Source organism: Pseudomonas sp. TR47 (assembly GCF_044143025.1).
In the GTDB taxonomy this organism is placed as follows: Bacteria; Pseudomonadota; Gammaproteobacteria; order Pseudomonadales; family Pseudomonadaceae; genus Aquipseudomonas; species Aquipseudomonas putida_E.
Genome location: NZ_JBHFCS010000001.1, coordinates 511,097 through 536,462, shown reverse-complemented (window position 1 = coordinate 536,462; position 25,366 = coordinate 511,097). Strand labels below are relative to the sequence as shown.

Genomic DNA, 25,366 nt, shown 5'->3' with positions numbered 1-25,366 from the left:
CCTGGAGCCGAGCATGCAAATCAAACTCGCCAACCCTCGCGGTTTCTGCGCAGGGGTCGACCGGGCGATCGAGATCGTCAACCGTGCGCTGGAAGTCTTCGGCCCGCCGATCTATGTGCGCCATGAAGTGGTGCACAACAAGTTCGTGGTGGAAGACCTGCGCAGCCGTGGCGCCATCTTCGTCGAAGAACTGGATCAGGTACCGGACGACGTCATCGTCATTTTCAGCGCCCATGGTGTTTCCCAGGCCGTGCGCCAGGAAGCCGCCGGCCGCGGCCTGAAAGTGTTCGACGCCACCTGCCCGCTGGTGACCAAGGTGCATATCGAGGTCGCCAAATACAGCCGTGACGGCCGTGAGTGCATCCTGATCGGCCACGAAGGGCACCCGGAAGTCGAAGGCACCATGGGGCAATACGACGCCAGCAACGGCGGTGCCATCTACCTGGTCGAAGACGAGGAGGATGTTGCCCGGCTGCAGGTGCGCGACCCGGACAACCTGGCGTTCGTCACCCAGACCACGCTGTCGATGGACGACACCAGCCGTGTCATCGATGCCCTGCGTACGCGCTTCCCGAACATCGGCGGCCCGCGCAAAGACGACATCTGCTACGCCACCCAGAACCGCCAGGACGCCGTCAAGCAACTGGCCGGTGAGTGTGATGTGGTACTGGTGGTGGGCAGCCCCAACAGTTCCAACTCCAACCGCCTGCGTGAGCTGGCCGAGCGCATGGGTACCCCGGCCTACCTGATCGATGGCGCCGAGGACATGCAACGCGGCTGGTTCGACCAGGCTGCGCGGATTGGTATCACTGCTGGCGCTTCGGCCCCCGAAGTGCTGGTGCGTGGCGTGATCGACCAGCTCAAGGCTTGGGGTGCCACGGGCGCCGAAGAGCTTGACGGGCGCCCGGAGAACATCACGTTCTCCATGCCCAAAGAGCTGCGGGTTCGTTCGCTGATCTGATCAGCGGCCTGCGCACAGGGACTTTTTCAGTTCATCAGTGCGCAGGCTGACCCTACCGCTGGTCGCCAGCACAACACGGTGCCGGCTGGTTGCAGACGAGCGCTCACAGACCTCCAGCCGCCCCCCTGACAAGTTGTTGCTCTTCCCCAATGGCACACCCAGTGCGCTGAATTTCACCTGGCTCCCGATATTGGCTTTCACCCGCTGGGGCCGAGCCAGTCGGTACTCGCGCAGCAACTGCTGGTTATGTTCCAACAGCACGCGCCAGCCCTTGCCCCAATCATTGTCCAAAGACTGCACCACTACCGCCTGGCTGCGTGCGCTACGCAGCGCCTGGGCCAAGTCGCGGGCTGCTGCTGCCCTGTGCAGGTCATCGCTCAATTTCGCGTAGGCCGGCATGCCAAGCTGCGTCAGCAGCGCCGCCATAGCCAGCCCGAACATCATTTGTATCAGTGTTACGCCCTGTTGCTTCACCGTGCATTCCTCCCTGGAAGTGCTTGGCTGTAGCTTCACGGTCGTTGGGCAAGAGGTCCAGTCGGTGAGGTGCAAGGCAATTGCGGGAAAGATCGCAGGAGGTGCAGGGATGCACACGAAACAACGGGGCATGACGCTTCTGGAGGTACTGTTGGCCGTAGCGGTGGTGGCACTGGGCATGTTCGCTGCCGCAGCGTTGCAGCTGCAGGCATTGCAGGCCACTGACAGTGCGCGTCGTGATATGCAGGATGCGCTGGGCGCCCATACGCTGCTTGAACGGGGCAAGGCCGCTGGCAAGCTGACGGTGCCGCGGCCATGAAGCGTGAGCAGAGTGGTTTCGGCCTGGTCGAGGCAATGCTTGCGCTTGCCATCGGCCTGATGCTGCTGACTGCCGCCAGCCAGCTTTTCATCTCGGCCCACCAGAGCTCACTCCTTCAATCTGCTGCGTTGCGCATGCAGGCGGACGCCCGTCTGGCATTGTTGCGTATGGCCCAGGATATCCGTATGGCCGGCATGTTCGGTTGCCTGCGCCTTGAGCCTGGCGACTTCAGGGACCCATCTGCGCGAGAAGCGTTTGCGCGGCCTTTGCAGGTTGGCCCGGCAAGCCTGAGCCTGATAGTGGCAGAGCCGCCTGGGTACCCCGGGGCTCCGGACTGGACCTTGCACACCGATTGTATCAGCGAGGCCGAGGTGCACGCGGGGCGTGCTCAAAGCCCCGGTTTGCCCTTGGCATTTCCCATCAGCCGGCACCACTACCAACTTCGCGGCAGCACACTGAGGTTCATGCGGCGCAACAGCTCTCAGCCCTTGGTCGACCACGTGCGCGAAATGCGCGTTGAACCTGTCGACACCGCCGAAGGGCAGCGGGTGGATGTGCAACTGACCTTGTTCGATCCTGGTCTGGGCATCGAGCAGCGTTACGACATGAGTGTGGCGATCCGCAACCCGGTTGCCAGGCCATGAAGCGCCAGCGTGGCATGGTACTGCTGCTGGCGCTGGTCCTCAGCCTTTTGCTTGGCCTGCTGGCGGCTTCGGCGTTGCGTGATGCCTTGGTGGAAACGCGCATGGCCGGCTACCTGGGCGAGGGTTTGCAGGCATTCGATCAGGCCGAAGCCACGCTGCTGGTCGCAGAGGCCGAACTGCAGCGCGCGCCGCCTGGGTTGTGCCAAGCGTGCCTGCCACCCCCGCGCGCGCATGACTTGCTGGGGCAATGGCAAGCCAGCGAGAGCGGTTACTTCCAGTTGCAGAACCTTGGCCTAACTACCCGGGCCGCGCATAGGCCGAGGGATGAACCCGTCATGCTTTACCGGGTGACCGCAGTCAGCCGGCAACTCGCGGCCAGGCAAGTGCTGGAGGCGGTGTATGCCATGCCAGCGGCTCAAACACAGGCGCCGCAGCGGATTCTCTGGCGGCAGAGACTGAGGGAATACTGACATGCAGCAAGGCCTGAGCCTGATCGAGTTGTTGATTGTCGTGGCTGTCACCGGCATTCTGGCAGCCATTGCCTACCCCAGTTACAGCGACCAGCTCAGGCGAGCCGCACGCAGCGAAGTGGTTGGCCTGCTGCATGACGCTGCCCTGCGCCTGGAACACCACCGTGTACGCACCGGCCAGTACGCCGAGGGCGAACCGGCATTGCCCGCTGGCAACCGCCATTACAGCCTGCATGCCGAACGCGGCAGCGATACCTTCACGCTGCGTGCACGGCGGCTGCCGCATGGTTTGATGGCGGACGATCGCTGCGGTGATTTCCAGCTCGACCAGGCCGGTGTACAGAGCAACCCGGATGGCACCGGGGCTATTGAGCGCTGCTGGGGGAGCTGAAGGTTGAATGATGCCCGTGCATCGCGGTTTTACTTCAGGTGTTGGATCGACAGATGAACAAGCAAGTAGTGGTGGTCGGCGGCGGGGTGATCGGCCTGCTGACGGCGTTCAACCTGGCGACGAAGGTCGGCCAGGTAGTGGTATGTGACCAGGCCGAGGTCGGGCGTGAGTCGTCCTGGGCGGGCGGTGGTATCGTCTCGCCGCTTTACCCTTGGCGCTACAGCCAGGCAGTCACTGCCCTGGCGCACTGGTCGCAGGACTTTTATCCACAGCTGGGTGAGCATCTGTTCTCCAGCACCGGTATTGATCCGCAAGTCCACACCACCGGCTTGTACTGGCTCGACCTGGACGATGAAGCCGAGGCGCTGGCCTGGGCAGAACGCGAGCGGCGGCCGCTCAGCCCTGTGGATATTTCGGCGGCCTATGACGCGGTCCCCGTACTGGGCCCAGGCTTCAAGCGCGCCATCTACATGGCAGGCGTGGCCAATGTGCGCAACCCGCGGCTGGTCAAGGCACTGAAGGCTGCGCTGCTGGCAATGCCCAACGTGACCTTGCGTGAGCACTGCCAGATCACCGGCTTTGTTCAGGACGGTGAGCGCGTGACTGGCGTGCAGACCGCAGACGGCGTGCTGCAGGCTGATGATGTCGTGCTCAGCGCTGGCGCCTGGAGCGGCGACCTGCTGCGCACGCTGGGCATTGAGCTGCCGGTGGAACCGGTGAAAGGCCAGATGATCCTGTTCAAGTGCGCCGAAGACTTCTTGCCGAGTATGGTGCTGGCCAAGGGACGCTATGCGATTCCGCGCCGTGACGGGCACATTTTGGTGGGCAGCACGCTGGAGCATGCCGGGTACGACAAGACCCCGACCGAGGATGCACTGGCGAGCCTCAAGGCTTCAGCGGCAGAGTTGTTGCCGGAGCTTGCGGATGCCACGGTGGTGGCGCACTGGGCCGGGCTGCGGCCAGGTTCGCCTGAAGGCATTCCGTATATCGGCCGAGTGCCGGGGCATGACGGGTTGTGGTTGAACTGTGGGCATTACCGCAATGGGTTGGTGCTGGCGCCAGCTTCGTGTCAGTTGTTTACTGATTTGCTGACAGGGGTGGAGCCGATCATTGACCCGGCTCCTTATGCCCCGGCCGGGCGTCTTGGCTGAAATCGCTGGGGCCGCTTAGCGGCCCAATCGCCGGCAAGACAGTTGCTCCCACAAGGTACAGCGTGGGAGTCGGCTTGCCGGCGATTGGGCCCGTGCGGTACTGGCTCAGTCCTGCTGGCCAGGCCCTTGCTGAAGGTGCGCCTGGCTGCAATACCACTGACTGCCCTGCTGCAGCGCCCGGTCATTGGGCAGGTGCACGCCGCAGTGGGCGCAGCGCACCATCTTCAGCGGGTCGTCGAGTTTCGGCTCGGACGGCGACTGCTGGCTGATCTTGAATTTGCGCCACAGCCAGAACGCGGCGGCGATCAGGGCGATCCAGAAAAGTAGGCGAACCATGGTGTCCAGCTTGTCTATTGATTGAGGCGACAGTCTAGGACGAGGCCAATAAAAAAGGGAGACCTCAGTCTCCCTTTCTCGCACCCCGTTGAATCAGTCGAACAGACCAAAGGTCATGTAGCTGAACCAGGAGCGGTCTTTTTCGGCTTCTTTCGGCCCTTCCGGCAGGATCGGGTCGCCGTCTTCATCTTTGGGCAGCAAGTCCTGCGGCATCTCGGCGCGGGCATCCTGGAACTGGCGGACCACGTCCTGGTTGGCGCGGGTTTCACCCGGTGGCAGTGGCGCGTCGGTCTCGATCAGGCCCAGGGTGGCCTTGGACAGCCAGCCGCGGCCGTCAGACTCGGTCTGCTTGGGCTGGAACTCGCCATCGACCAGGCTCGGGTGGTCAGGGTAGTTGAGCTTGAGGGTTTCCAGGCTGGTGGCGGCCAGGTCGTCCAGGTGCATCTTCTGGTACGCCTCGACCATCACGGCCAGGCCGTCGCCGACCGATGGGGTTTCCTGGAAGTTTTCCACCACGTAGCGGCCACGGTTGGCGGCGGCCACGTAAGCCTGGCGGCTCAGGTAGTAGTCGGCCACGTGGATTTCATAAGACGCCAGCAGGTTGCGCAGGTAGATCATGCGCTGCTTGGCGTCCGGGGCGTAGCGGCTGTTGGGGAAGCGGCTGGTCAGCTGGGCGAATTCGTTGTACGAGTCGCGGGCGGCACCCGGGTCACGCTTGGTCATGTCCAGCGGCAGGAAGCGCGCCACCAGGCCGCGGTCCTGGTCGAACGAGGTCAGGCCCTTGAGGTAGTAGGCGTAGTCGACGTTCGGGTGCTGCGGGTGCAGGCGGATGAAGCGCTCGGCAGCCGACTTGGCAGCCTCGGGCTCGGAATTCTTGTAGTTGGCGTAGATCAGCTCGAGCTGCGCCTGGTCGGCGTAACGGCCGAACGGGTAGCGCGACTCCAGGGCCTTGAGCTTGTTCACGGCGCTGTTGTAGCTGGAGTTGTCCAGATCAGCCTGGGCCTGCTGATACAGCTCGGCCTCGCTGAGGTTCTCGTCAATGACCTCTTTATTAGAGGAACAGGCCGCGGTAAGCCCGAGGATGGCGATCAGCAGCAGGTGTTTCACTTGCATAGCGGCTTGCGTCCCTTTGACGGCCGCTGTCTTGGGCGGTGCCGTCCTGTTATGATGAGCGCCCCGGCCAACCCCGGGACAAAAGAAGCCGTATTTAACCACAAGCTCGCAGCCGAAACCAAAGGCTGTGCGCCCGCCGAATCGAGCATGTCCGAGATCATTCAACTTAGCGCAGAGGTACCGTCCGAACTGGGCGGTCAACGCCTCGACCAGGTCGCCGCCCAATTGTTCGCCGAGTACTCGCGTTCGCGGCTTACTTCGTGGATCAAAGAGGGCCGCCTGACGGTCGATGGTGCCGTCGTGCGCCCTCGAGACACCGTCCATGGTGGCTCCATGCTTGCACTTGAGGCCGAGCAAGAGGCCCAGGGCGAGTGGATCGCCGAAGACATCGAGCTGGACATCGTCTACGAAGACGACCAGATCATGGTGATCAACAAGCCGGCCGGGCTGGTCGTGCACCCGGCTGCCGGGCACGCCAGTGGCACATTGCTCAACGCCTTGCTGCACCATGTGCCGGATATCGTCAATGTACCGCGCGCTGGCATTGTCCATCGCCTGGACAAAGACACCACCGGCCTGATGGTAGTGGCCAAGACCCTGCAGGCGCAGACCAAGCTGGTCGAGCAGCTGCAGAGCCGTACGGTCAGCCGGATCTACGAGTGCATCGTGATCGGCGTGGTGACTGCCGGCGGCAAGATCAACGCCCCGATCGGCCGTCACGGTGGCGCACGCCAGCGCATGGCAGTGACCGAAGGCGGCAAGCCGGCGGTCAGCCACTACCGTGTGCTCAAGCGCTTCCGTTCGCACACCCACGTGCGGGTCAAGCTGGAAACCGGCCGTACTCACCAGATCCGTGTGCACATGGCCCATGTCGGTTTCCCGCTGGTCGGTGACCAGACCTACGGCGGCCGCTTCCGCATCCCGCCGGCAGCCAGCCCGACCATGGTCGAGGCGGTCAAGACCTTCCCGCGCCAGGCCCTGCACGCACGCTTCCTGGCGCTGGACCACCCCACTACCGGTGAGCGCATGGAGTGGGCGTCGGAACTGCCGGATGACTTCGTCTGGTTGCTGTCGCTGCTGAACCAGGACCGCGAGGCGTTTATCGGATGAGTGGCCTGACGCAGGCGCTGCTGTTCCCCGACTGGCCGGCTCCGGCCTCGGTTCGCGCCTGTGTCACCACCCGTGAGGGTGGCATTAGCCTGCCGCCCTATGCATCCTTCAACCTCGGTGACCACGTGGGCGACGACCCGCTTGCGGTCGCCGAGAACCGCCGCCGCCTGAGCGACGAATTCGCCATTCAGCCCGCCTGGCTCAAGCAGGTGCATGGCGTGATCGTGGCAGATGCCGACCCATCGGTGGTCGCCGAAGCCGACGCCGGCTGGACCGACCAGCCAGGCATTGCCTGCACCGTAATGACTGCCGACTGCCTGCCCGTGCTGTTCTGCGACCGCGCGGGCACCCGTGTGGCTGCCGCACATGCGGGCTGGCGCGGGCTGGCTGGTGGCGTGCTGGAAGCCACGCTGGAGCGCCTGGCATTGCCGCCTGAAGAGGTGCTGGTGTGGTTGGGGCCTGCCATCGGCCCGCAGGCATTCGAAGTGGGCCTGGAAGTGCGGGATGCCTTCACCGCTGTGCACCCCGAGGCTGCCAAGGCCTTTGTCGAGGGTGAGCGGCCGGGCAAGCTGATGGCCGACATCTATGCGCTGGCGCGCATTCGCCTGGCGGCGCGCGGCGTTACTGCGGTCTATGGCGGTGGTTTTTGCACCGTCAGCGATGAGCGGTTTTTCTCCTATCGCCGCACCCCGCAGGGTGGGCGGTTTGCTTCTTTGGTCTGGCTAGATCCTCGCTGACAGGCCCGGCCTCATCGCCGGCAAGCCGGCGATTGGGGCACCGCTAATCCATAAAGCTGACTTTAGTCAACCCCGCTACGCTTGAAACTTCCAGAATCACCCTTATCTATAAGGTCATCTCAGGCAGGTTTCTTCATCAAAGGCGCTGTCCATCGCTCCGACCTGCCCTTACAGGAAGGTATCCCCATGCGAATAGACCGTTTGACCAGCAAGCTTCAATTAGCGATATCCGATGCCCAGTCCCTGGCCGTTGGCATGGACCACCCTGCCATCGAACCCCTGCACCTGTTGCAGGCGTTGATCGAGCAGCAAGGTGGTTCGATCAAGCCACTGCTCATGCAGGTCGGCTTCGACATCAACAACCTGCGCCAGGCACTGGTAAAAGAACTCGACCAACTGCCGAAAATCCAGAACCCCACCGGCGATGTGAACATGTCGCAGGACTTGGCGCGCCTGCTCAACCAGGCCGACCGCCTGGCCCAGCAGAAGGGCGACCAGTTCATTTCCAGCGAGCTGGTGCTGCTCGCCGCCATGGATGAGAACAGCAAGCTCGGCAAGCTGCTGCTCAGCCAAGGCGTGAGCAAGAAGGCCCTGGAAAACGCCATCAACAACCTGCGCGGCGGCGCGGCGGTGAACGACGCCAATGCCGAAGAGTCGCGCCAGGCGCTGGACAAGTACACCGTCGACCTGACCAAGCGTGCTGAAGAGGGCAAGCTGGACCCGGTCATCGGCCGTGACGACGAAATCCGCCGCACCGTGCAGGTGCTGCAGCGCCGTACCAAGAACAACCCCGTGCTGATCGGCGAACCCGGCGTGGGCAAGACTGCTATCGCCGAAGGCCTGGCCCAGCGCATTATCAACGGTGAAGTGCCGGACGGCCTCAAGGGCAAGCGCCTGCTGGCGCTGGACATGGGTGCGCTGATCGCCGGTGCCAAGTACCGCGGTGAGTTCGAAGAGCGCCTCAAGTCGTTGCTCAACGAGCTGTCCAAGCAGGAAGGCCAGATCATCCTGTTCATCGACGAGCTGCACACCATGGTCGGTGCCGGTAAAGGCGAAGGCGCCATGGACGCCGGCAACATGCTCAAGCCGGCGCTGGCCCGTGGTGAACTGCATTGCGTCGGTGCCACCACGCTCAACGAATACCGCCAGTTCATCGAGAAGGACGCCGCCCTGGAGCGGCGCTTCCAGAAGGTACTGGTGGAGGAGCCGAGCGAGGAAGACACCATCGCCATCCTGCGTGGCCTCAAAGAGCGCTATGAAGTGCACCACAAGGTGGCCATCACCGACGGCGCGATCATTGCTGCGGCCAAGCTCAGCCACCGCTACATCACCGACCGCCAGCTGCCGGACAAGGCCATCGACCTGATCGACGAAGCGGCCAGCCGTATCCGCATGGAGATCGACTCCAAGCCGGAAGTGCTCGACCGCCTCGACCGTCGCCTGATCCAGCTGAAGGTGGAATCCCAGGCGCTGAAGAAAGAAGAAGACGAAGCAGCCAAGAAGCGCCTGGAGAAGCTGACCGAGGAAATCGAGCGCCTTGAGCGTGAGTATTCCGACCTGGAAGAAATCTGGGCGTCCGAGAAGGCAGAAGTGCAGGGCTCGGCGCAGATCCAGCAAAAGATCGAGCAAGCCCGCCAGGAGCTGGAAGCGGCCCGTCGCAAAGGCGACCTGAACCGCATGGCCGAACTGCAGTACGGGGTTATCCCGGACCTGGAGCGCAGCCTGCAGATGGTCGACCAGCATGGCAAGACCGAAAACCAGCTGCTGCGCAACAAGGTGACCGAGGAAGAGATTGCCGAAGTAGTGTCCAAGTGGACCGGCATCCCGGTGGCCAAGATGCTGGAAGGCGAGCGCGAAAAACTGCTGAAAATGGAAGACCTGCTGCACCAGCGCGTGATCGGCCAGCACGAGGCGGTGACCGCCGTAGCCAACGCCGTACGCCGTTCGCGTGCCGGCCTTTCCGACCCGAACCGCCCGAGTGGTTCGTTCATGTTCCTCGGCCCGACCGGTGTGGGCAAGACCGAGCTGTGCAAGGCCCTGGCCGAATTCCTGTTCGACACCGAAGAGGCCATGGTGCGGATCGACATGTCCGAGTTCATGGAGAAACACTCCGTGGCTCGCCTGATCGGCGCCCCACCAGGCTATGTAGGTTATGAAGAGGGCGGTTACCTGACCGAAGCGGTACGGCGCAAGCCTTACTCGGTGGTGCTGCTGGATGAAGTGGAGAAAGCCCACCCGGATGTGTTCAACGTGCTGCTGCAGGTGCTCGAGGATGGCCGCCTGACCGACAGCCATGGCCGTACGGTGGACTTCCGCAACACGGTGATCGTGATGACCTCCAACCTGGGCTCGGCGCAGATCCAGGAGCTGGCCGGTGATCGCGAAGCGCAGCGTGCGGCAGTGATGGATGCGGTGGGTGCGCACTTCCGTCCGGAGTTCGTCAACCGGATCGACGAAGTGGTGGTGTTCGAGCCCTTGGGCCGCGAGCAGATCGCCGGCATCACCGAGATCCAGCTTGGCCGCCTGCGCAGCCGCCTGAGCGAGCGCGAGCTGGCCTTGAGCCTGAGCCCGGAGGCGTTGGACAAGCTGATCGCGGTGGGTTACGACCCGGTGTATGGCGCCCGGCCGCTGAAGCGGGCGATCCAGCGCTGGATCGAGAACCCGCTGGCGCAAATGATCCTGGCCGGCAAATTCATGCCGGGTTCGGCGATCACTGCCAAGGTGGAAGGCGAAGAAATCGTGTTCGCCTGATCCCTTCGCTGCAAAAACTAGCCCCGCACCTGCGGGGCTTTTTTAAGGCCGCAGCGTTTCGGCAGCCCACGGGGAACCCTGTGGGGGGCGGCTTGCCGGCGAACAGCCCCGGCCAAACCCAGCAAAATCGGGGCCTCGCCAGTTTTTTCCATAACTTGCTGAAATTTTTGAAAAAAACGCTTGCACAGAAATTAGAGTGCCCCTAATATACGCCGCGTTGTCAGGCACTAAGCGAATCACCAGCAACATCGGTGACCGCAAAACAACTTAGAAATCAGTAAGTTGAATGAAAAAAAGTGGTTGACAAGCAAAACGAAGAATGTAGAATAGCCGGCCTCAGCAGCGACAACGCGAAAGCGGATAGCCAAAGAGATCGAAGCTAACACAGACTTCGAAGCTGTAAAGATGTACCGAAGTTCAGTTCCGCGATAGCTCAGTCGGTAGAGCAAATGACTGTTAATCATTGGGTCCCTGGTTCGAGTCCAGGTCGCGGAGCCAATCTCGGGGTGTAGCGCAGTCCGGTAGCGCGCCTGCTTTGGGAGCAGGATGTCAGGAGTTCGAATCCCCTCACCCCGACCATTTTCAGGGTCGTTAGCTCAGTTGGTAGAGCAGTTGGCTTTTAACCAATTGGTCGTAGGTTCGAATCCTACACGACCCACCATGTAAAAAGGGCATCTCGACTGAGATGCCCTTTTTCTTTTGTCTCGCGAAAAGTTTTGGCCAGTACCGCCAACCGGAAGCAAAAAAAAGGGCCGCATCAGCGGCCCCCTTTCTACACGATCAGTGCAGCTTCAGTCGCGGCTCAGTGCCCCTCCCAATTTTGCTTCCCAGCATCATCATCGCCGTGCGGAAGAACCCGTACAGCGCCATCTGGTGCATGCGGTAAAGCGACACATAAAACATCCGCGCCAGCCAGCCTTCCAGCTTCACGCTACCCATCAGGTTGCCCATCAGGTTACCCACCGCCGAGAAGCGCGACAGCGACACCAGCGAACCGTAATCCTTGTAGGCATAGGTCGGCAGCGGCTTGTTCTCCAGGCGCGCTTTCAGGCTCTTGGCCAGCATCTCGGCCTGCTGGTGCGCTGCCTGGGCGCGTGGCGGCACGTTGCGGTCGCTGCCCGGTTGCGGGCAGGCTGCACAGTCACCGAAGGCGAAGATGTCATCGTCGCGGGTGGTTTGCAGGGTAGGGCGCACCACCAGCTGGTTGATACGGTTGGTTTCCAGGCCGTCGATATCCTTGAGGAAGCCCGGCGCACGAATACCGGCCGCCCACACCTTGAGGCTGGCCTGGATCACTTCGCCGTTGGCGGTCTTCAGGCCATCGGCGGTCACTTCGCTGACGGCAGCGTTGGTCATCACCGTCACGCCGAGCTTTTCCAGGGTCTTGTGCACCGGCACGCTGATGCGCTCTGGCAGCGCCGGCAGCACGCGCGGGCCCGCCTCGATCACGGTGATGTGCATGTCTTTTGGCTGGATACGGTCCAGGCCATAAGCCGCCAGTTCATGCGCTGCGTGGTGCAGTTCGGCCGCCAGTTCCACACCGGTGGCACCGGCGCCGACGATCGCCACGCTGATTTTCTCGCTGGCCTGGTCACCCGCATGGGCACGCAGGTAGTGGTTGAGCAGTTGCTGGTGGAAACGCTCGGCCTGCTTGCGGGTGTCCAGGAACAGGCAGTGCTGCGCCGCGCCAAGGGTACCGAAGTCGTTGGTGTTGCTGCCCACGGCAATGACCAGGGTGTCATAGCGCAATGTGCGCGCAGGCACCAGCTCGCGGCCCTCTTCATCGAGGGTGGCGGCCAGCTGGATCTGCTTGCCTTCACGGTCCAGGCCGCTCATGCGCCCCAGCTGGAAGTTGAAGTGGTTCCACTTGGCCTGGGCCACGTAGTTCAGTTCGTCTTCCGAGGAGTTGAGCGAGCCGGCGGCCACTTCGTGCAGCAGCGGCTTCCAGATGTGCGTGAGGTTGGCGTCGACCAGGGTGATCTCGGCCTGCTTGCGCTTGCCGAGGGTTTTACCCAGGCGGGTCGCCAGTTCCAGGCCGCCGGCGCCGCCGCCGACAATCACGATGCGATGAGTCATGGGGATATCTCATAAGGTTTACGGAATTCGTGGCCCCAGGGGCCGGCCGCAAACTGCACGAGGGGAGGGCGAGCGCGAGGCAGCTCATAGCACCAGTCCACTCAACAGGCGGCTGATAAGGCCCAGCCCGATGGTCACGGCCACCACCAGCACAAGGAGCAGCCACGGCCGGAATGGCTTGCGCTCGACTTGGTGCTGAGGGGCTCGCAGATACTCATCGACACGACGCTGATCTTCCGGATTCAGTCGGCTGGTCATGGTGGGCCTCGTCAGGTAGACGTATGTGACTGCCTGAACGCTACAGCGCTCTGGCAAGTACTTGAGACAAATGATAAAGCTTTCTATCCCTGGCGCCGAGTGTACGCCATCGCAAAGACTCTCGGCACTGGATCAAAGACTGATGCCCACGTCGAACACGATGCTGCGCCCCAGGTTGCCGCGCAGAAAGTCCGGAGCATCGGGGTGGGCGAACAGCACCCGGGCAAAGGTTGGCCCCACCAGCGACAGCGAGCGCCAACCCTGACGCAGGTACTCGGTGGGCGGCGGAAAGTGGGTGTTGAGGTCGAGCACTTCACGCTTGAGGCTGGCGAAGGCGATGATGTCCAGCTCGCTCAGGTCCAGCCCGCGTTCGCGATAGTTGTGCGCCTTTTTGCGCAAGGTGGGCGCCAGCCGCGCCAGCAGCTCGGTGGCGGCGATACGCCTGGGCCGCGCCTCGCGCCGCACCAGCTGGGCCAGTGAAAAGGCGCTGCGCCTTCGCTGCAGCTCTTCGCGCCACTCATCATTGAGCCGGCGGCCTTCGTCGAGCACGAAAAACACCTCGAACGACGCATCGCGGAACAGCACGTCGGGCGGCTCCTGGCCGGCTGGGGTGAAATCTTCACTGCGATAGGGGATGTTCAGCCCCTGCAGCAGGCGCTGGCATACCCAACGCTCCCGCTCCCATTTGCGAGCATTGGAGAGGAATGCATTGGCTTGTTCGGCCTGGATGGTGAGCAGGCGCAGGTAGTCTGAGTCATCCATGCTCACAGCTTAGACGCTAAACCATGACGATAAGATGCTGTTTTTGAATGGGTGTAGACTCAGGTATGTCCACAGTCTCGACAGGGGCATTCGTCAAGTGATCAGCGCGCAAGTGTTGTCCAGCACCAGCCTCACGCTCGGTTGGGTTGGGTTCGTCCCTTTGCTGCTGTGGGCGGCCAGCCGCACCCGCTGGCTGGAACTGTTCGCCGACAGCCGCCGGCAGCACCTGCTGTTCGGTACGGTGTTCTGCCTGTTTGCACTTTGGCTGGTCCGGCGCGACTTCGACACCGGTGTGTCGTACCACTTCATCGGCATGACCGCCGTGACGTTGTTGCTGGACTGGCCGCTGGCGGTACTTGGCGGGTTTCTGGCCCAGCTCGGCTTGTTGGCGCTGGGGCGCCAGGACCTGGCAGCGCTTGGTATCAATGGCCTGCTGCTGATCGGCCTGCCGGTGCTGATCACCGAGGTGTGCGCCATCCTGGTCGAGCGGGCGCAGCCGCGTAACCTCTTCGTTTATATCTTTTGCTCGGGGTTCTTTCCCGCAGCACTGACCGTGCTGGTGTGCGTGCTGGCCGGGTTGGGGCTGCTGTGGCTGGACGGGCGTTTCGCCATGCCGGAGTGGCTCAGCGACTTTGTCGGCTACCTGTGGCTGATGATGTTCCCGGAGGCGTTCATCAACGGCATGGTGGTCAGTGCGCTGGTGGTGTTCTGCCCGGAGTGGCTGGAGACATTCAACCGCACGCGGTACCTGCAGGCACCGTGGAAGGACGAGTAGCAGCGGCCTTGTGTCGCGAAAGGGCCGCAGAGCGGCCCCAGCAATTGTTGCATCAATGCCGAAACATCGAGGGCCGCTGCGCAGCCCTTTCGCGACACAAGGCCGCGCCTACCGGTCCCGATGCGGCGCCTTAGTGCCGCGGCTCCAGGTCGCCCGAATACAACTCATCCTCGGACTCTTGCGACCCCGCAATCTTGTGCTCCTCAGCCGCCCAGGCACCCAGGTCGATCAACTTGCAACGGTCAGAGCAGAACGGCCGGAACGCGTTCTTCGCGTCCCATTCCACAGGTGCGCCACAGGTAGGGCAATCGACGGTCAATGGCTGGCTCATGGCTGGCCTCCTCGTAAAGTCAGGTAAAAGTGGTGCAGATGGTCGATCTGCGCATGCAGCGCGGCAAGGTCACTGTCGTTGACCACCACATCATCGGCATGGCGCAAGCGCTCGTCGCGGGCCAACTGCGCCTTGAGGATGGCTTGCACCTGCTCGGGGCTGGTGTTGTCCCGCTGCAAGGTGCGCGCTACCTGCAGCGCTTGCGGTGCATCGATCACCAGCACTCGCTGGGTTTTCTGGTACTGGCCAGACTCGATCAGCAACGGCGACACATACACCGCATACGGCGACTCAGCCTTGGCCAGGTAGCTGAATATCTCCTGCCCGATCAGTGGGTGCAGCAGCTGTTCAAGCCATTTGCGCTGGGCCGGGTCGGCGAAGATCAACTGGCGCAACGCTGTGCGATCGAGCTGGCCGTCCTCCAGCAGCACGCCCGGGCCAAAGCGCTCGACAATGCTGGCCAGGGCCGGGCGGCCGGGCTCCACGACCCAACGCGCTGCCTGGTCGGCATCGACCAGGTGCACACCAAGCTCGACGAAGCGCTCGGCGGCAGCGCTCTTGCCGCTGCCAATGCCGCCGGTGAGGCCGAGAATCCAGGGGGTGAACGGCGCAGTGGTCATCAGAATCCAAGCAGTTGCAGGTATGAGGCGTATATTTCATCACCCCAGAGCACGGCAATCCACCCCGCAATGGCCAGATAAGGACCAAAAGGTATCGCCGTACCCATCGAATGGCTGCGCAGGCGCAACATGCATAGCCCCACCACCGCCCCGACCAGCGACGACAGCATCAAGGTCAGCGGCACTACCTGCCAGCCGCCCCAGGCCCCGATCAGCGCCAGCAGCTTGAAATCGCCGTAACCCATACCTTCCTTGCCGGTGATCAGCTTGAACAGCCAATACACTATCCACAGGCTGAGATAACCGGCCACCGCGCCCCAGACGGCATCGGACAATGGCACCACGGTATCGAAAACATTGACGATCAGCCCCAGCCACAGCGTTGGCAGCACCAGCACATCCGGCAGTATCTGCTTGTCGTGGTCGATAAGGCTCAGCGCCAGCAGGCTCCAGGTAAAGGCCAGCAAGGCCAGTGCCTCCATCCCGGCACCGGAATGCCAGGCCACCGTCAGCGACAGCAAGGCGCAGGCCAGCTCCACCAGCGGGTACCGTGAGCCGATAGGCTGTTTGCACGCAGAGCAGCGCCCGCGCAAGGCCAGGTAACTGAGCACCGGAATATTCTCCCAGGCACGAATCGCATGCCCACAGTGCGGGCAACGTGAAGCGGGCAGGCACAGGTCGAAGCGCTCATGCTCATCGGTCGGCAGCCCCAGCGCCTCCTGCGCTTCACGCTGCCATTGGCGCTCCAGCATGATCGGCAGCCGATACGCCACCACATTGATGAAGCTGCCGACCAACAGGCCAAGCAAGGTCGCCAGGGTGAAGAAATACGCCGGCTGTTCGGCCAGTAAAGTCCATAAAGTCATGTTCAGATCAAACTACCCAACTGGAAGATCGGCAGGTACATCGCCACCACTAGGCCACCGACCAGCAGGCCCAGGACCAGCACGATGGCTGGCTCCAGCAGGCTGGTCAACTGGTCCAGCGCCTGGCTGACCTGTTCCTCGTAAAGGCTGGCGGCTTTTTCCAGCATCTGGTCCAGGGTGCCGCTTGATTCACCGATGGCCGTCAGCTGCACCAGCAGCGGCGGGAACAACGGCTCAGCCGCCATCGCCTGATGCAGCCCTTGCCCATTGGCCATGCCCTGGCGCAGCCGCAAAATGGCCCGCTCGTGCAGCTCGCCCCCACAGGCCCTGGCCACGGTGCCCAGCCCATCCAGCAGCGGTACCCCAGCGGCATACGCCGTAGCCAGGCTGCGTGCAAAACGGGCGAGCGCCGCTTGCCCCAGCAGCCGACCGAACACCGGCAGGCGCAGTACCTGGCAAGATATCCACAGGCGTGCTGGCGCATGCTGCCGATACAGCTGGCGCATACCCAATGCCACCACAAGCAGGGTTATCAACAGCAGCGGCCCATGGCGGCCCAGCCCTGTGGACAAGTCGATGACCCATTGCGTGAACGCCGGCAACGCAGCATCAAAGCCGGCAAACAGACTTTCAAAGCGCGGAATCACTTCCAGCAACAGCACCGCCGACACGCCCAGGCCGGTGAGCAACAGCAGCAGCGGATACAGCATCGCCTTGCGCACCCGTTTGAGCAGTGCCTGGCGCTGCTCCAGCATGCCCGCCAGTTGCTCAAGCTGCCGGTCGAGGGTGCCGGATTGCTCGCCCACGCGTACCAGGTTGCAGTACAGCCCGTCGAACCACTGCGGGTGGCGCTGCAACGCATCCGCCAGCCCCAACCCCGCCGCCACATCCTGTTTCAAACGTTCCAGCAACGCCGCCTGCCCCGCGCTGCACCCACTGCGGCCCATCACCTGGAAGGCCTGCAGCAGCGGTACACCCGCCCTCAGCAACGTTGCCAACTGCCGGCTGAAACCCGCAGGGTCGCTCTTTACCCTACGTGCAGGCCAGCGCCATACCAGCCCGCCTGCGGGGCGCAAACTAGCCACGCGAATACCCTGGCGCTGCAGCCCGGCCCGCACATAGGCCGGGCTGCGCCCAGCCATCTGCCCGCGCACTTCTGCGCCATTGGCATCGATGCCCTGCCAGGCATAGAGCTGTGTTGAATGGTTCATGCAAAGGTCCTTTTCTGCCCGTGTGACAAGCCTGGAAACAGCTTGTCGTGTCCATGAAGGGGCGCGCATTGGCGATGCTCACTAGAGTAGTTCAGCGAAGGTGACGCCCCGGCCGGCAGGGGTGACAAAAGGTGTCTGTTCAGGCCTACTGCGCCGCTGCCAGCCGGGGTCGAGCCTGACCTCAACGAACACGCGTATCAAAAAGGAAACCGTTCATGAAAGGGCAACGCGGTATCACCCTGATCGAACTGATGATCGTCGTTGCGATCATCGGCATCCTGGCGACCATCGCCATCCCGATGTACACCAACCACCAGTCACGCACCAAGGCGGCTGCCGGTTTGCTGGAGATCAGCGCGCTGAAAACAGCGATGGACCTGCGCTTGAATGAAGGGAAGAATGTGGCCGATGTCGCTTCATTGGGCGGCCAGCCCGCGACTGCACATTGCGCGATCACCGCTGCCGGCAAGGCTGCCGACGGCAACGGGAGCATCGTCTGCACCCTGGTGGACGCGCCGGCCAATGTGGTGGGCAAGGCCCTCACCCTGACGCGCTCGGCTACCGGCTGGCGCTGCACCACCAACATCGAGGAAGACCTGGCGCCCAGTGGCTGCAAAGGGGCCTAAAGGCAGGGGAATAAGTCAGCGGAAACAGGCGTTTGCGTAACGGCTGCGGCAGTGGTACGTTGCGCTACACGCCGGTGTAGCTCAGTCGGTAGAGCAGCGCACTCGTAACGCGAAGGTCGCAGGTTCGATTCCTGTCTCCGGCACCAGATTCAGTTGGCCAGCTTGTTCACGGCCCCAGCAAAGCCCGCCTTGTGCGGGTTTTTTTGTGGCTGTTTTTTAGCCTGCTGACCTGCGTGTTTTTGACGTAAGGGCGCACGGTTTTCTAGATAGTGGATATCTGTAGATTCTGTTTTGGTCAACGTTTACGGGAAAAAAACCAAAATTTCTCTAGATAATGATTTTCTGCGGCCAGAAAATAAGCACATTGTATGAATGCTCCACGCCATCAGTAGGAGCGGCCTTGTGTCGCGAAAGGGCCGCAAAGCGGCCCCAGCATCTGTAGACCCCAACGCAAAGCACGCCCGCCTGGGCCTTCCGGAGGATCGTGTCCCGGGAAGTGGTGTAACTCATCATGGCTCTGGCCACTGAGTTCGCCGTTTAGTTGATCACGGCCGACAGCTTGGCTTGAGGATTATCGCTGACCGCCTCGAAAGCCTCCAATTGCATGTAGCGCCTTTGCAGGCTCCACTCGTCGTTCTGCTCCAACAGCATCGCCCCAACCAGCCGCGTGATGGCCGGATCGTTGGGGAAAATCCCCACAACATCGGTGCTGCACTTGATTTCGGCGTTCATGCCCCTTTCTCAACCAGCTCGGTCAATCTCAACCAGCTCGGTCAATGCGATAGTGGGCTTGGTCATCGTGGTTCTCCTGGTGAAGGTTAAGTCCGCAAACTCAACGTTAGCCAAGAACCACGATGACCATCCTCTTTCGCCCGCAGGGCGCCTTCGGCTGGTTCAGTTACATCACTTCCTGGGACACGATCTTTCTCGTTCGCTGGCACCACAAAGAAGCCCGCCTTGTGCGGTTTTTTTATACCTGTTTCTGTTAGGTCGTTATCAGGCCTTAGATGATGCGGCAGGTGGATGGCTTGAGTGTACCGGCGTTTTGATATCGAGCGCCGCCGGCGCGGCGCTTGATCTACGGGGCGCCGCAAAGGCCTCGGCATGCACTCCCCACGGCAATCCGTGAAGGACCTTTTTTATCCACGTCTTGCAGCGCATCGCCGAACACCCGATCAATCGGGTCGATAAACTGCCTTCCGTGGTACGTTTCTTTCACCCTACTGAACTCTGCGAGGTGCCCTTACCCATGGTCAAAACTGTTCGCTTGCCCAAACCCGCGGCAGACCTGTTGTTGCTGCACATTGAATTGAAACACATCGAGCCGGCCATCTGGCGCCGCGTGGCGGTACCGGAAAACATCACCCTGGGCAGATTGCATTCAGTGATCCAGGTCGTGATGGGATGGGAGGGTGGTCACCTGCATGAATTTGAAATTGCCGGAGAGAATTACGGCATACCCGACCCCGATGGCTGGGGGCCGCCGGTAAAGCCGGAAGCGCGCAAGACCTTGGTCAAAGCTTTGTGCGGGAAGAAGAGTTTCCGCTATGTGTATGACTTTGGTGACGGCTGGGATCACCGGATCAAAGTAGAGAAAGTGCTGCCCGCCATCGCCTGTCCGCAGGTGCCGTACTGCGTCGATGGTGCTAATGCCTGCCCGCCGGAAGATGTGGGCGGTGAGCCGGGTTATGCCGAGTTTCTTCAAGCCATGGCAGACCCCAATCACCCAGAGCATGAGGCCATGATGGAATGGCATGGGGATATCTTCGACCCGGCGGCTTTTGACTGTGAGCTTACAAATGGTTGGCTGAAGGAATTCAGGGTCTGACAGTCCCGGGCGGTGCGGATTCTCGCGCTTTGCTGCTTACCAGGCGTGGCAACTACCTCTAGCACCACCCGTGCGCTGTGAATGCATAATCGGTAGTTCGGTGCCGGTTTTACCCGTGCTTAAGCTTTTAATCAGCATCGTATTGCCGGTTTCCGCTATGCCCACTATGATAATCAGCATTCAAATGCTGATTAATGGTGTGGCGATGCCGCTTAGACTCACAATCCAGGCTTTCTCCGGTGGTGCATGGAGCGATGCAGCGACACTCACGGTCGAGAACCCCGAGCGTGTTGCTGATGGACGGTGCCTTGTCGCATACGACAACGACTACATCATCGCGAACTTTGATCGCATGGAAGATCGTTGTGAACTGGCCCTGAGCGTTAACCTTCCGTTGAACTGGGACCACCATGACGTCACAGGGTATCCAGCATACCTCTACGACATCATTCCCTCTGGTGCTGCCAAGGACTCTCTTGAATCCCGCTACGGGCGTCTTAAGCCCGAAGGCGTGGAAATGGGGCTGTACCTTCTGGAACGCTTCACGCCGGCCCCTATTGGGCATCTGCGCATCAAGGAGTCGGTGGAAGGCCTTCAGCCGGATCGGAACGAGGCTTTCGCGCATGCTGAGGTCGTGGACAGGACGAACGAATTTCTTGAGTACGCCTATGAAAGCGGCGCGGCGTTGGGCGGTGCTACCGGTGCCAACGGGCAAGCCCCCAAGCTGGTCATGACCCAAGCCCACGACGGCGCTTTGTATGCTGATGCGATGCTCCCCGATGACCAGGCGTGCCGTCACTGGCTGATCAAGTTCGCGCGTAATCGAGGCGGCGAGCGCGACCAAGACATCCTGCGAACAGAGTTTCATTACTACAAGGCGGTGGCTGCCCTCGGCCTTGATACGGTTCCCACTGATGGTTTGGCGCTTGAAGAGGCAGTGAAGCCAAGCCTCTGGATGCCACGGTTTGATCGCCGAGTAGTGGATGGCGGGGTGGAGCGGATACCGCTGGAGTCGGTGTACTCGATCTGCGGCATTACCGGCTACGCGCATCCGATGGCGCATGCCGAAGTGGTTCACCGACTGGTAGGTCTATGGATCGATAACGGCCAGCAGGATGAGGTGGACGACCTGGTGTTCGAGTACGTGCGGCGCGATCTGCTGAACCGCATTCTAGGGAACACCGATAACCACGGCCGCAACATCTCCATCATGCGTGTGGGTGGGAGGTTTCGTTTGGCGCCAATCTATGACCTTGCGCCAATGATTCTGGATGAAGAGGGCATCACACGGACGACGAAGTGGGCGGCGGAGCGCAAGGGGTCTTCCAATTGGAGCGACAACTGCGCTGAGCTCGTTGGTTACACTGATCCCGATGTTCTGCTGCAACGGTTGAGGAATGCGGCTGAGGAATTCAGGGCGTTGCCCGATCTGCTGACCGATGCTCCTGAATCGATGCGCAATGCAGCCTCTCTACCCGTGAATAACCTGGATATGCGACTCGTGGAGTGGGGACTGCGATGAAAAAACTACAGCCTGAAGAGCGCGCTCAGCTCGTAGAGGATATCGTCAAGCGCAACGCGGCGGGGCTCGATCCAATTGGCACATCCATCCGCCGTCTGCGGCTCGAAGTCACCGGGCTTGACCAAGAGACATTCGCGGCCATGTGCAGGATGTCCACGAAAAGCCTGTACGAACTGGAAAGCGGGAAGTCGAATCCGAAGCTCAGCACTTTGGAGGCTGTGCTGCGTCTCTTTGGCGTGCGGATGGGTATGGTGATGACTGCCAAAGACAAGCCCATCGCAACGGTCGTCGGCAACAGTTTCGGCCAATTGAAGGCCGGTGGGCCAATCGCTGTGGCCGCGCCGCTGGCCAGTTCCTACGTGGTGGCCGGACCCAAGCGAGGGAAAAGCCCTGCGGCAGCCAAAGCGAGGAAGGCAGTGTCGAGCCCGGCATCGCCACGGGCACGGAAAAGCAGTCAGGAAAAGTGAGATTGATGTGGGATGCAAATAAAATCTCATCCCATTTTTCTCTAACTGATCGGTTGCGGCATTAAGTCTGGTTGCTCGCAGTAGTTCCAAACCACGACGGCTTCATACTTGTAACGGTAACCATGGGTAATCGGGGGTTGAGTTTTTCCGCAGAACGTTGCAGGGTCCTCTAGATAGCGGTTATCTGTGTTTTCGGTTTTGGCGTGTCTCGTGTAATGGCGGCTGTGCGTGGGAGACCCTCGGGTCTGCCGGGTTCCTTTTCCTCGGTTCGCCAACCTGCGTACAGCTGCCACCCTAACCGTTTGGCGACGGCAACAATGTCGGCCAGTTGAAGGCCGGTGGCCAATCGCTGTGGCCGCGCGGCCGGTGGCGAATCCTTCGCCGCTGGCAAGCTCCTACGTGGTGGCCGGACCGAAACGAGGGAAAAGCCCTGCGGCAGCCAAAGCGAAGAAGGCAGTGTCGAGGTCAGCATCGCCACGGGCACGGAAAAGCAGTCAGGAACAGTGAGATTGATGTGGGATGCAAATCGGGTCACGTTTGCGTATCTATAAGCGGGGCAGCCCGACGTAGAAAGCCTTTGGGTCTGCCGAGTTCCTTTCCTCTGTTCGCCAATCTGCGTGCAGCGGCCCTCCAATTGCGTGATATAGAGCGGTAACTTTCCTAGCGGCCGATTTTCCTACAACCCGTGTGGCGTTTTGCTGGCCGAAGGCCCTTGCGAAAGCGGTGGCATGGGGATAAATTGCCTCAGTCGCCGAAGCATCGGTGATGCGACCTTGGCCGGTCGGATTCGAAAGGCGCATCAGCGCTCAGTCTTCATCGCAGGCGCTTTTTTTGTGCCCGCGATGTCGTGTTTTGGCGGTGGTGCGCGGGACACCTTCGGGTGTGCCGGGCTCCTTTCGTCCCGGTCGGCCAACCCGCGTACTGCTGCCACCTTAACTTGCTTGGCCGCGAGCGGTGGCAGTTCCACAACGAAAGGAACTCATGCATGACCACCCGAAATCCGTTACTGATCCTCGCATCCGTTCTCCGCCGCCGTCGCCCTTCGCCGGCTCCCGAACCCCACCGTTTCTACCCCATCTACGACCCATCCCGTCCGCACAACGCACCCAAGCAGGTGCCCCATGACTGACCAGGAACGCTTGTCCACAATCCAGAGCTACGCCTGGACCCTCGAACTGCTCGGCGAAGCCCTGGTGCAGCATGACGAGATGCTCGAGTGTGAACACAACCCTCACTTGAGCTTCCGGAACACCGCAGGTATCCACCAAGCAATACGGATCATCAGCCAGCTGGCCAGTGAGCAGTGCGCGAAAGTGAGCCTGTTGAAGGGCGAAGCCTGCTAAGGAGGGGCACATCCGGTTACAGGGCACGTTCAGGTACCTCCTGATCATGCGTATTAGCCTGTAAACCGTTCCCTGCCTTGAACCGCGAACGCGGCCTCCGGTTCTGACCGGAGGCCCGCCCACACAGGGTGCCCTTCGATTGAAACCTCACCCGCTCACGCTTCGCGCACCGCCCCCGGCAACTGCACGGCCTTCGGTCGCAACAGCGTGCTCAACCCCAGCAACAACACCGCACCGATGGCCATTATCCCCCAGGCCCAGTGCAACGAACTGAGCTGGTCACGGACGATGCCGGCAATCAGAGGCATGGTCGCTGCGATCAGGTAGCCACCGCCCTGTACGAACGCCAGCAGGGCGCCGGCTTCGGTTGGCGAGTGGGTGTGGTCGAGGGTGACGATGAGCGACAGCGGGAACAATGCGCCGATGCCAAGCCCCAGGCACAGGGTGGCCACCACCGCGAGCTGCACGGGGGCGAGCATCAGGCAGGCCAGGCCGGCAAGCAATAGCAGTATCACCACGGTCAGAGGCTGTCTGCGGTCTGGGTAGCGGTGAATGAGGGCTGAAACCAGTAGGCCGGCGATGACCTCGGTGACGGTGAGGGCGCCAAGCAGGTAACCCGCCTGGGTGGCCGTCCAGCCCAATTCAACATAGAACGGCGGCAACCAGGCCAGTACCAGGGTGTAGGCACCCGTGCCAATGCCGAAGAACAACAACAGCAACCAGGCTCGCCCGCTGCGGTACGGCAAGGTGGCATCGCTGTGGCTACCGGGGTCGCTGCCGGCGGCAAGCAACCAGGCGATCAAGCCGACCAGCGCCGGCAAGGCTGCAACCCCCAACGTCAGTTGCCAGCCGAAGGTGCTGGCACCCGGCGCCGCAAAGGCAGCGGCCAGCGCGGCGCCGCCCATGATGCCGGTGGTGAACAGCCCCATCAGCATGCCGGCGCTTTGCGGGTGGCTGCGCTTGATGAACGCGGGCATCAAAGCCTGGATGACCGCAATGCCGACCCCGCCCAACGCGGCTGTTGCGATCAGCGCCGTGCCGGACGTGATATAGGCCCGTGCGGCGCAGCTGATGACGATCAGCGTGATACCCATCGCCACACCTCGCACTTCACCTACCAGGCGCAGCAGCCAGGGGCCGGACAGCGCGAACAACCCCATCATCATCACTGGCAGGGTGGTCAGCAGGCCGCCTTGGGCGTTGCTCAGGCCCAGGTCTTGTTGCAGGGTGCCGAGCAAGGGGCCGATGGCCGCCATGATGGGGCGTAGGTTCAAGCCGATCAGCATGGCCAGTAGGCCGATGCACGCTTTGCTTGGCAGATCACGCATGTTGAAGTGGCTCCTGCAGGAAGGTGCATATCGCCTGGTTGAAGGCCTGGGCGTACGGAATGTTGAATACGTGGCCGTCACCCGGCAGGGTGATCTGGCGGGCATGGTCGATACGTTGGGTGATGTCTTCGGCTTCCGAGCGTGGGCTGATGAGGTCGCCTTCGGCGGCGAGCACCAGGGTTGCCGCTTGAATCGCTGGCAATTGATTGCTCAGGTCGTAGCGCTTCATGCCATTGCACCAGCGGATCTGGCTTTGCGCTGACAGTTGAGCGGCCTGGGCGTGCCAGGCCTGGTACAGGCATTGGCCTTCGGCCGAGGCGGCATAATCAGCGCCAACCAACGCCGGCCAGGTGGCCTTGAACCGCTTCAGGCAGCCGTCCGCTTGCGCAAGGTTTGCGGCCCAGTCGTTCAGCAACCCCTGGCGGTACGTGCTGTTCATGCTGGCGAATGTGCCGGCGACCACCAGTTGCTGTACGGCCTCAGGTGCATGGCAGGCCATTTCGAGCGCCACCATGCCGCCCAGGGAGAGGCCGATCAGGTGGGTGCTTTCCAGCCCCAGGTGGTCGAGCAGTGCCAGCATTTCCAGTGCCTGGGCATGGGCCGTGATACCTTCGGGCGCTTCGCTGGACGCGCCGTGGCCCAGCAGGTCGGATACGATAACGCGGTGGCCCAGGCTGAGCAGTGCACTGGCCTGGGGCGCCCAGGCACGCCCGCTGTTGCCCAGGCCGTGCAGCAGCAGCACTGGGCTGCCAGCACCTGAGTCGTAGTAGTAGTGCCGATGCGGTCCGTGTATGAAAAATGCCATGTGTTCTCCTGATCCTTCAGTCGTATCGTCAGCAAGATAACTTAACGTTAAGATAGTTTAAAGGCGTCGGAGTTCAGGAGTTTGCGCGGGT

27 protein-coding genes, 4 tRNA genes and 2 pseudogenes are annotated in these 25,366 nt (G+C 61.8%); 20 read left to right on the top strand and 13 right to left on the bottom strand.

Features of this window, described 5'->3' with window-relative positions; all coding sequences use genetic code 11:
* The first annotated feature begins 13 nt into the window (after positions 1-13).
* Positions 14-961, top strand: a complete 948-nt coding sequence (gene ispH, locus ACEWE8_RS02520) for a 4-hydroxy-3-methylbut-2-enyl diphosphate reductase (protein WP_012316357.1) — start codon at positions 14-16, stop codon at positions 959-961.
* Here ispH and ACEWE8_RS02515 read toward each other — a convergent pair whose 3' ends face one another.
* Complete coding sequence (locus tag ACEWE8_RS02515) at positions 962-1,435, bottom strand: GspH/FimT family pseudopilin (RefSeq protein ID WP_395589215.1); 474 nt, start codon at positions 1,433-1,435, stop codon at positions 962-964. It lies immediately after the preceding gene.
* A gap of 109 nt (positions 1,436-1,544) precedes the next feature.
* Between ACEWE8_RS02515 and ACEWE8_RS02510 the strand changes: the two genes are divergently transcribed.
* Genes ACEWE8_RS02510 through thiO form a run of 5 tightly spaced genes read left to right on the top strand, consistent with a single transcriptional unit; the run spans position 1,545 to position 4,410 of the window.
* On the top strand, positions 1,545-1,754 hold the full coding sequence (locus ACEWE8_RS02510; RefSeq protein WP_046784650.1) for a prepilin-type N-terminal cleavage/methylation domain-containing protein: 210 nt from the start codon (positions 1,545-1,547) through the stop codon (positions 1,752-1,754).
* A complete protein-coding gene (locus tag ACEWE8_RS02505; protein WP_046784649.1) occupies positions 1,751-2,398 on the top strand; it encodes a PilW family protein in 648 nt (215 codons plus the stop codon). The genes ACEWE8_RS02510 and ACEWE8_RS02505 overlap by 4 nt, the downstream gene beginning before the upstream one ends.
* Positions 2,395-2,868 (top strand): hypothetical protein, encoded by a 474-nt coding sequence (locus tag ACEWE8_RS02500; RefSeq protein ID WP_046784648.1) that lies wholly within the window; start codon positions 2,395-2,397, stop codon positions 2,866-2,868. The genes ACEWE8_RS02505 and ACEWE8_RS02500 overlap by 4 nt, the downstream gene beginning before the upstream one ends.
* A gap of 1 nt (position 2,869) precedes the next feature.
* Positions 2,870-3,259 carry a type IV pilin protein gene (locus tag ACEWE8_RS02495; RefSeq protein WP_046784647.1) on the top strand — a complete coding sequence of 130 codons (390 nt, stop codon included), beginning with the start codon at positions 2,870-2,872 and terminating at the stop codon, positions 3,257-3,259.
* A 53-nt stretch (positions 3,260-3,312) separates the two neighbouring features.
* Entirely contained in the window at positions 3,313-4,410 is a 1,098-nt protein-coding gene (gene thiO, locus ACEWE8_RS02490; RefSeq protein ID WP_046784646.1) for a glycine oxidase ThiO, read from the top strand.
* 105 nt (positions 4,411-4,515) lie between these two features.
* Here thiO and ACEWE8_RS02485 read toward each other — a convergent pair whose 3' ends face one another.
* Together ACEWE8_RS02485 and ACEWE8_RS02480 are read right to left on the bottom strand one after the other, a co-directional pair.
* Complete coding sequence (locus ACEWE8_RS02485) at positions 4,516-4,746, bottom strand: PP0621 family protein (RefSeq protein ID WP_012316350.1); 231 nt, start codon at positions 4,744-4,746, stop codon at positions 4,516-4,518.
* Positions 4,747-4,839: 93 nt separating this feature from the next.
* Positions 4,840-5,859: an outer membrane protein assembly factor BamD gene (locus ACEWE8_RS02480; protein ID WP_046784645.1), complete on the bottom strand. Its 1,020-nt coding sequence runs from the start codon at positions 5,857-5,859 to the stop codon at positions 4,840-4,842.
* A 147-nt stretch (positions 5,860-6,006) separates the two neighbouring features.
* On the opposite strand from ACEWE8_RS02480, the gene rluD reads away from it, so the two are divergent.
* The 6 genes from rluD to ACEWE8_RS02450 all read left to right on the top strand — a co-directional run bounded on the left by rluD (position 6,007) and on the right by ACEWE8_RS02450 (position 11,118).
* A complete protein-coding gene (gene rluD, locus ACEWE8_RS02475; protein WP_039602973.1) occupies positions 6,007-6,969 on the top strand; it encodes a 23S rRNA pseudouridine(1911/1915/1917) synthase RluD in 963 nt (320 codons plus the stop codon).
* Positions 6,966-7,706, top strand: a complete 741-nt coding sequence (gene pgeF / locus ACEWE8_RS02470) for a peptidoglycan editing factor PgeF (protein ID WP_046784644.1) — start codon at positions 6,966-6,968, stop codon at positions 7,704-7,706. Before rluD ends, pgeF begins: the two co-directional genes overlap by 4 nt.
* 186 nt (positions 7,707-7,892) lie before the next feature.
* Positions 7,893-10,457, top strand: coding sequence for an ATP-dependent chaperone ClpB (clpB, locus tag ACEWE8_RS02465; RefSeq protein ID WP_046784643.1), 2,565 nt, complete (start codon positions 7,893-7,895; stop codon positions 10,455-10,457).
* A 422-nt stretch (positions 10,458-10,879) separates the two neighbouring features.
* Positions 10,880-10,955, top strand: a tRNA-Asn gene (locus ACEWE8_RS02460).
* Positions 10,956-10,959: 4 nt separating this feature from the next.
* Positions 10,960-11,036, top strand: a tRNA-Pro gene (locus ACEWE8_RS02455).
* Positions 11,037-11,042: 6 nt separating this feature from the next.
* Positions 11,043-11,118 (top strand) — tRNA-Lys (locus ACEWE8_RS02450).
* 119 nt (positions 11,119-11,237) lie between these two features.
* Here the strand turns inward: ACEWE8_RS02450 and ACEWE8_RS02445 are convergent.
* The 3 genes from ACEWE8_RS02445 to ACEWE8_RS02435 all read right to left on the bottom strand — a co-directional run bounded on the left by ACEWE8_RS02445 (position 11,238) and on the right by ACEWE8_RS02435 (position 13,553).
* Positions 11,238-12,533, bottom strand: a complete 1,296-nt coding sequence (locus ACEWE8_RS02445) for an NAD(P)/FAD-dependent oxidoreductase (protein WP_012316345.1) — start codon at positions 12,531-12,533, stop codon at positions 11,238-11,240.
* Positions 12,534-12,617: 84 nt separating this feature from the next.
* Positions 12,618-12,791 carry a DUF3094 domain-containing protein gene (locus tag ACEWE8_RS02440; protein ID WP_012316344.1) on the bottom strand — a complete coding sequence of 58 codons (174 nt, stop codon included), beginning with the start codon at positions 12,789-12,791 and terminating at the stop codon, positions 12,618-12,620.
* A gap of 132 nt (positions 12,792-12,923) precedes the next feature.
* Entirely contained in the window at positions 12,924-13,553 is a 630-nt protein-coding gene (locus ACEWE8_RS02435; RefSeq protein WP_012316343.1) for a DUF1780 domain-containing protein, read from the bottom strand.
* 34 nt (positions 13,554-13,587) lie between these two features.
* Between ACEWE8_RS02435 and ACEWE8_RS02430 the strand changes: the two genes are divergently transcribed.
* Positions 13,588-14,328 (top strand): energy-coupling factor ABC transporter permease, encoded by a 741-nt coding sequence (locus ACEWE8_RS02430; RefSeq protein WP_046784641.1) that lies wholly within the window; start codon positions 13,588-13,590, stop codon positions 14,326-14,328.
* A 130-nt stretch (positions 14,329-14,458) separates the two neighbouring features.
* Here the strand turns inward: ACEWE8_RS02430 and yacG are convergent, their stop codons facing one another.
* The 4 genes from yacG to ACEWE8_RS02410 are packed head-to-tail and all read right to left on the bottom strand — an operon-like array spanning position 14,459 to position 17,356.
* On the bottom strand, positions 14,459-14,659 hold the full coding sequence (gene yacG / locus ACEWE8_RS02425) for a DNA gyrase inhibitor YacG (protein ID WP_012316341.1): 201 nt from the start codon (positions 14,657-14,659) through the stop codon (positions 14,459-14,461).
* Positions 14,656-15,279: a dephospho-CoA kinase gene (gene coaE, locus ACEWE8_RS02420; RefSeq protein ID WP_046784640.1), complete on the bottom strand. Its 624-nt coding sequence runs from the start codon at positions 15,277-15,279 to the stop codon at positions 14,656-14,658. The genes yacG and coaE overlap by 4 nt, the downstream gene beginning before the upstream one ends.
* Entirely contained in the window at positions 15,279-16,145 is an 867-nt protein-coding gene (locus tag ACEWE8_RS02415; protein ID WP_046784639.1) for an A24 family peptidase, read from the bottom strand. The genes coaE and ACEWE8_RS02415 overlap by 1 nt, the downstream gene beginning before the upstream one ends.
* Positions 16,146-16,147: 2 nt before the next feature.
* A complete protein-coding gene (locus tag ACEWE8_RS02410) occupies positions 16,148-17,356 on the bottom strand; it encodes a type II secretion system F family protein (protein ID WP_046784638.1) in 1,209 nt (402 codons plus the stop codon).
* Positions 17,357-17,571: 215 nt separating this feature from the next.
* On the opposite strand from ACEWE8_RS02410, the gene ACEWE8_RS02405 reads away from it, so the two are divergent.
* Complete coding sequence (locus ACEWE8_RS02405) at positions 17,572-17,982, top strand: pilin (RefSeq protein ID WP_046784637.1); 411 nt, start codon at positions 17,572-17,574, stop codon at positions 17,980-17,982.
* Between the two features lie 70 nt (positions 17,983-18,052).
* Positions 18,053-18,128: transfer RNA gene (locus ACEWE8_RS02400), tRNA-Thr, on the top strand.
* A gap of 391 nt (positions 18,129-18,519) precedes the next feature.
* Here ACEWE8_RS02400 and ACEWE8_RS02395 read toward each other — a convergent pair.
* Positions 18,520-18,714 (bottom strand): annotated as a pseudogene (locus ACEWE8_RS02395) (transposase); the annotation flags it as partial.
* Between the two features lie 517 nt (positions 18,715-19,231).
* Between ACEWE8_RS02395 and ACEWE8_RS02390 the strand changes: the two are divergent.
* The 5 genes and pseudogenes from ACEWE8_RS02390 (at position 19,232) to ACEWE8_RS02370 (ending at position 23,142) form a co-directional block, all read left to right on the top strand.
* The gene (locus ACEWE8_RS02390; RefSeq protein WP_046784688.1) at positions 19,232-19,810 is read left to right on the top strand and encodes a plasmid pRiA4b ORF-3 family protein; all 579 of its coding nucleotides are present in this window, start codon (positions 19,232-19,234) and stop codon (positions 19,808-19,810) included.
* 157 nt (positions 19,811-19,967) lie between these two features.
* Positions 19,968-21,332, top strand: coding sequence for a type II toxin-antitoxin system HipA family toxin (locus tag ACEWE8_RS02385; RefSeq protein ID WP_189339941.1), 1,365 nt, complete (start codon positions 19,968-19,970; stop codon positions 21,330-21,332).
* Positions 21,329-21,799 carry a helix-turn-helix domain-containing protein gene (locus ACEWE8_RS02380; protein WP_395589212.1) on the top strand — a complete coding sequence of 157 codons (471 nt, stop codon included), beginning with the start codon at positions 21,329-21,331 and terminating at the stop codon, positions 21,797-21,799. Before ACEWE8_RS02385 ends, ACEWE8_RS02380 begins: the two co-directional genes overlap by 4 nt.
* 310 nt (positions 21,800-22,109) lie before the next feature.
* Positions 22,110-22,306: pseudogene (locus ACEWE8_RS02375) on the top strand (XRE family transcriptional regulator); the annotation flags it as partial.
* A 614-nt stretch (positions 22,307-22,920) separates the two neighbouring features.
* The gene (locus ACEWE8_RS02370; protein WP_012316324.1) at positions 22,921-23,142 is read left to right on the top strand and encodes a hypothetical protein; all 222 of its coding nucleotides are present in this window, start codon (positions 22,921-22,923) and stop codon (positions 23,140-23,142) included.
* A 155-nt stretch (positions 23,143-23,297) separates the two neighbouring features.
* Here the strand turns inward: ACEWE8_RS02370 and ACEWE8_RS02365 are convergent, their stop codons facing one another.
* Together ACEWE8_RS02365 and ACEWE8_RS02360 are read right to left on the bottom strand one after the other, a co-directional pair.
* Positions 23,298-24,470, bottom strand: coding sequence for an MFS transporter (locus ACEWE8_RS02365; RefSeq protein WP_039603070.1), 1,173 nt, complete (start codon positions 24,468-24,470; stop codon positions 23,298-23,300).
* On the bottom strand, positions 24,463-25,275 hold the full coding sequence (locus ACEWE8_RS02360; RefSeq protein WP_012316322.1) for an alpha/beta fold hydrolase: 813 nt from the start codon (positions 25,273-25,275) through the stop codon (positions 24,463-24,465). The genes ACEWE8_RS02365 and ACEWE8_RS02360 overlap by 8 nt, the downstream gene beginning before the upstream one ends.
* Positions 25,276-25,366: the final 91 nt, after the last annotated feature.

Coding starts and splice junctions, on each gene's coding strand:
- ACEWE8_RS02380 (WP_395589212.1), top strand. CDS start 21,329: ATGAAAAAACTACAGCCTGAAGAGCGCGCTCAGCTCGTAGAGGATATC.
- rluD (WP_039602973.1), top strand. CDS start 6,007: ATGTCCGAGATCATTCAACTTAGCGCAGAGGTACCGTCCGAACTGGGC.
- ACEWE8_RS02445 (WP_012316345.1), bottom strand. CDS start 12,533: ATGACTCATCGCATCGTGATTGTCGGCGGCGGCGCCGGCGGCCTGGAA.
- ACEWE8_RS02505 (WP_046784649.1), top strand. CDS start 1,751: ATGAAGCGTGAGCAGAGTGGTTTCGGCCTGGTCGAGGCAATGCTTGCG.
- ACEWE8_RS02495 (WP_046784647.1), top strand. CDS start 2,870: ATGCAGCAAGGCCTGAGCCTGATCGAGTTGTTGATTGTCGTGGCTGTC.
- ACEWE8_RS02405 (WP_046784637.1), top strand. CDS start 17,572: ATGAAAGGGCAACGCGGTATCACCCTGATCGAACTGATGATCGTCGTT.
- pgeF (WP_046784644.1), top strand. CDS start 6,966: ATGAGTGGCCTGACGCAGGCGCTGCTGTTCCCCGACTGGCCGGCTCCG.
- thiO (WP_046784646.1), top strand. CDS start 3,313: ATGAACAAGCAAGTAGTGGTGGTCGGCGGCGGGGTGATCGGCCTGCTG.
- yacG (WP_012316341.1), bottom strand. CDS start 14,659: ATGAGCCAGCCATTGACCGTCGATTGCCCTACCTGTGGCGCACCTGTG.
- coaE (WP_046784640.1), bottom strand. CDS start 15,279: ATGACCACTGCGCCGTTCACCCCCTGGATTCTCGGCCTCACCGGCGGC.
- ACEWE8_RS02390 (WP_046784688.1), top strand. CDS start 19,232: ATGGTCAAAACTGTTCGCTTGCCCAAACCCGCGGCAGACCTGTTGTTG.
- ACEWE8_RS02430 (WP_046784641.1), top strand. CDS start 13,588: ATGCTGTTTTTGAATGGGTGTAGACTCAGGTATGTCCACAGTCTCGAC.
- ACEWE8_RS02385 (WP_189339941.1), top strand. CDS start 19,968: ATGCCCACTATGATAATCAGCATTCAAATGCTGATTAATGGTGTGGCG.
- ACEWE8_RS02500 (WP_046784648.1), top strand. CDS start 2,395: ATGAAGCGCCAGCGTGGCATGGTACTGCTGCTGGCGCTGGTCCTCAGC.
- ACEWE8_RS02435 (WP_012316343.1), bottom strand. CDS start 13,553: ATGGATGACTCAGACTACCTGCGCCTGCTCACCATCCAGGCCGAACAA.
- ACEWE8_RS02440 (WP_012316344.1), bottom strand. CDS start 12,791: ATGACCAGCCGACTGAATCCGGAAGATCAGCGTCGTGTCGATGAGTAT.
- ACEWE8_RS02510 (WP_046784650.1), top strand. CDS start 1,545: ATGCACACGAAACAACGGGGCATGACGCTTCTGGAGGTACTGTTGGCC.
- clpB (WP_046784643.1), top strand. CDS start 7,893: ATGCGAATAGACCGTTTGACCAGCAAGCTTCAATTAGCGATATCCGAT.
- ACEWE8_RS02360 (WP_012316322.1), bottom strand. CDS start 25,275: ATGGCATTTTTCATACACGGACCGCATCGGCACTACTACTACGACTCA.
- ACEWE8_RS02370 (WP_012316324.1), top strand. CDS start 22,921: ATGACTGACCAGGAACGCTTGTCCACAATCCAGAGCTACGCCTGGACC.
- ACEWE8_RS02480 (WP_046784645.1), bottom strand. CDS start 5,859: ATGCAAGTGAAACACCTGCTGCTGATCGCCATCCTCGGGCTTACCGCG.
- ACEWE8_RS02365 (WP_039603070.1), bottom strand. CDS start 24,470: ATGCGTGATCTGCCAAGCAAAGCGTGCATCGGCCTACTGGCCATGCTG.
- ACEWE8_RS02485 (WP_012316350.1), bottom strand. CDS start 4,746: ATGGTTCGCCTACTTTTCTGGATCGCCCTGATCGCCGCCGCGTTCTGG.
- ispH (WP_012316357.1), top strand. CDS start 14: ATGCAAATCAAACTCGCCAACCCTCGCGGTTTCTGCGCAGGGGTCGAC.
- ACEWE8_RS02410 (WP_046784638.1), bottom strand. CDS start 17,356: ATGAACCATTCAACACAGCTCTATGCCTGGCAGGGCATCGATGCCAAT.
- ACEWE8_RS02415 (WP_046784639.1), bottom strand. CDS start 16,145: ATGACTTTATGGACTTTACTGGCCGAACAGCCGGCGTATTTCTTCACC.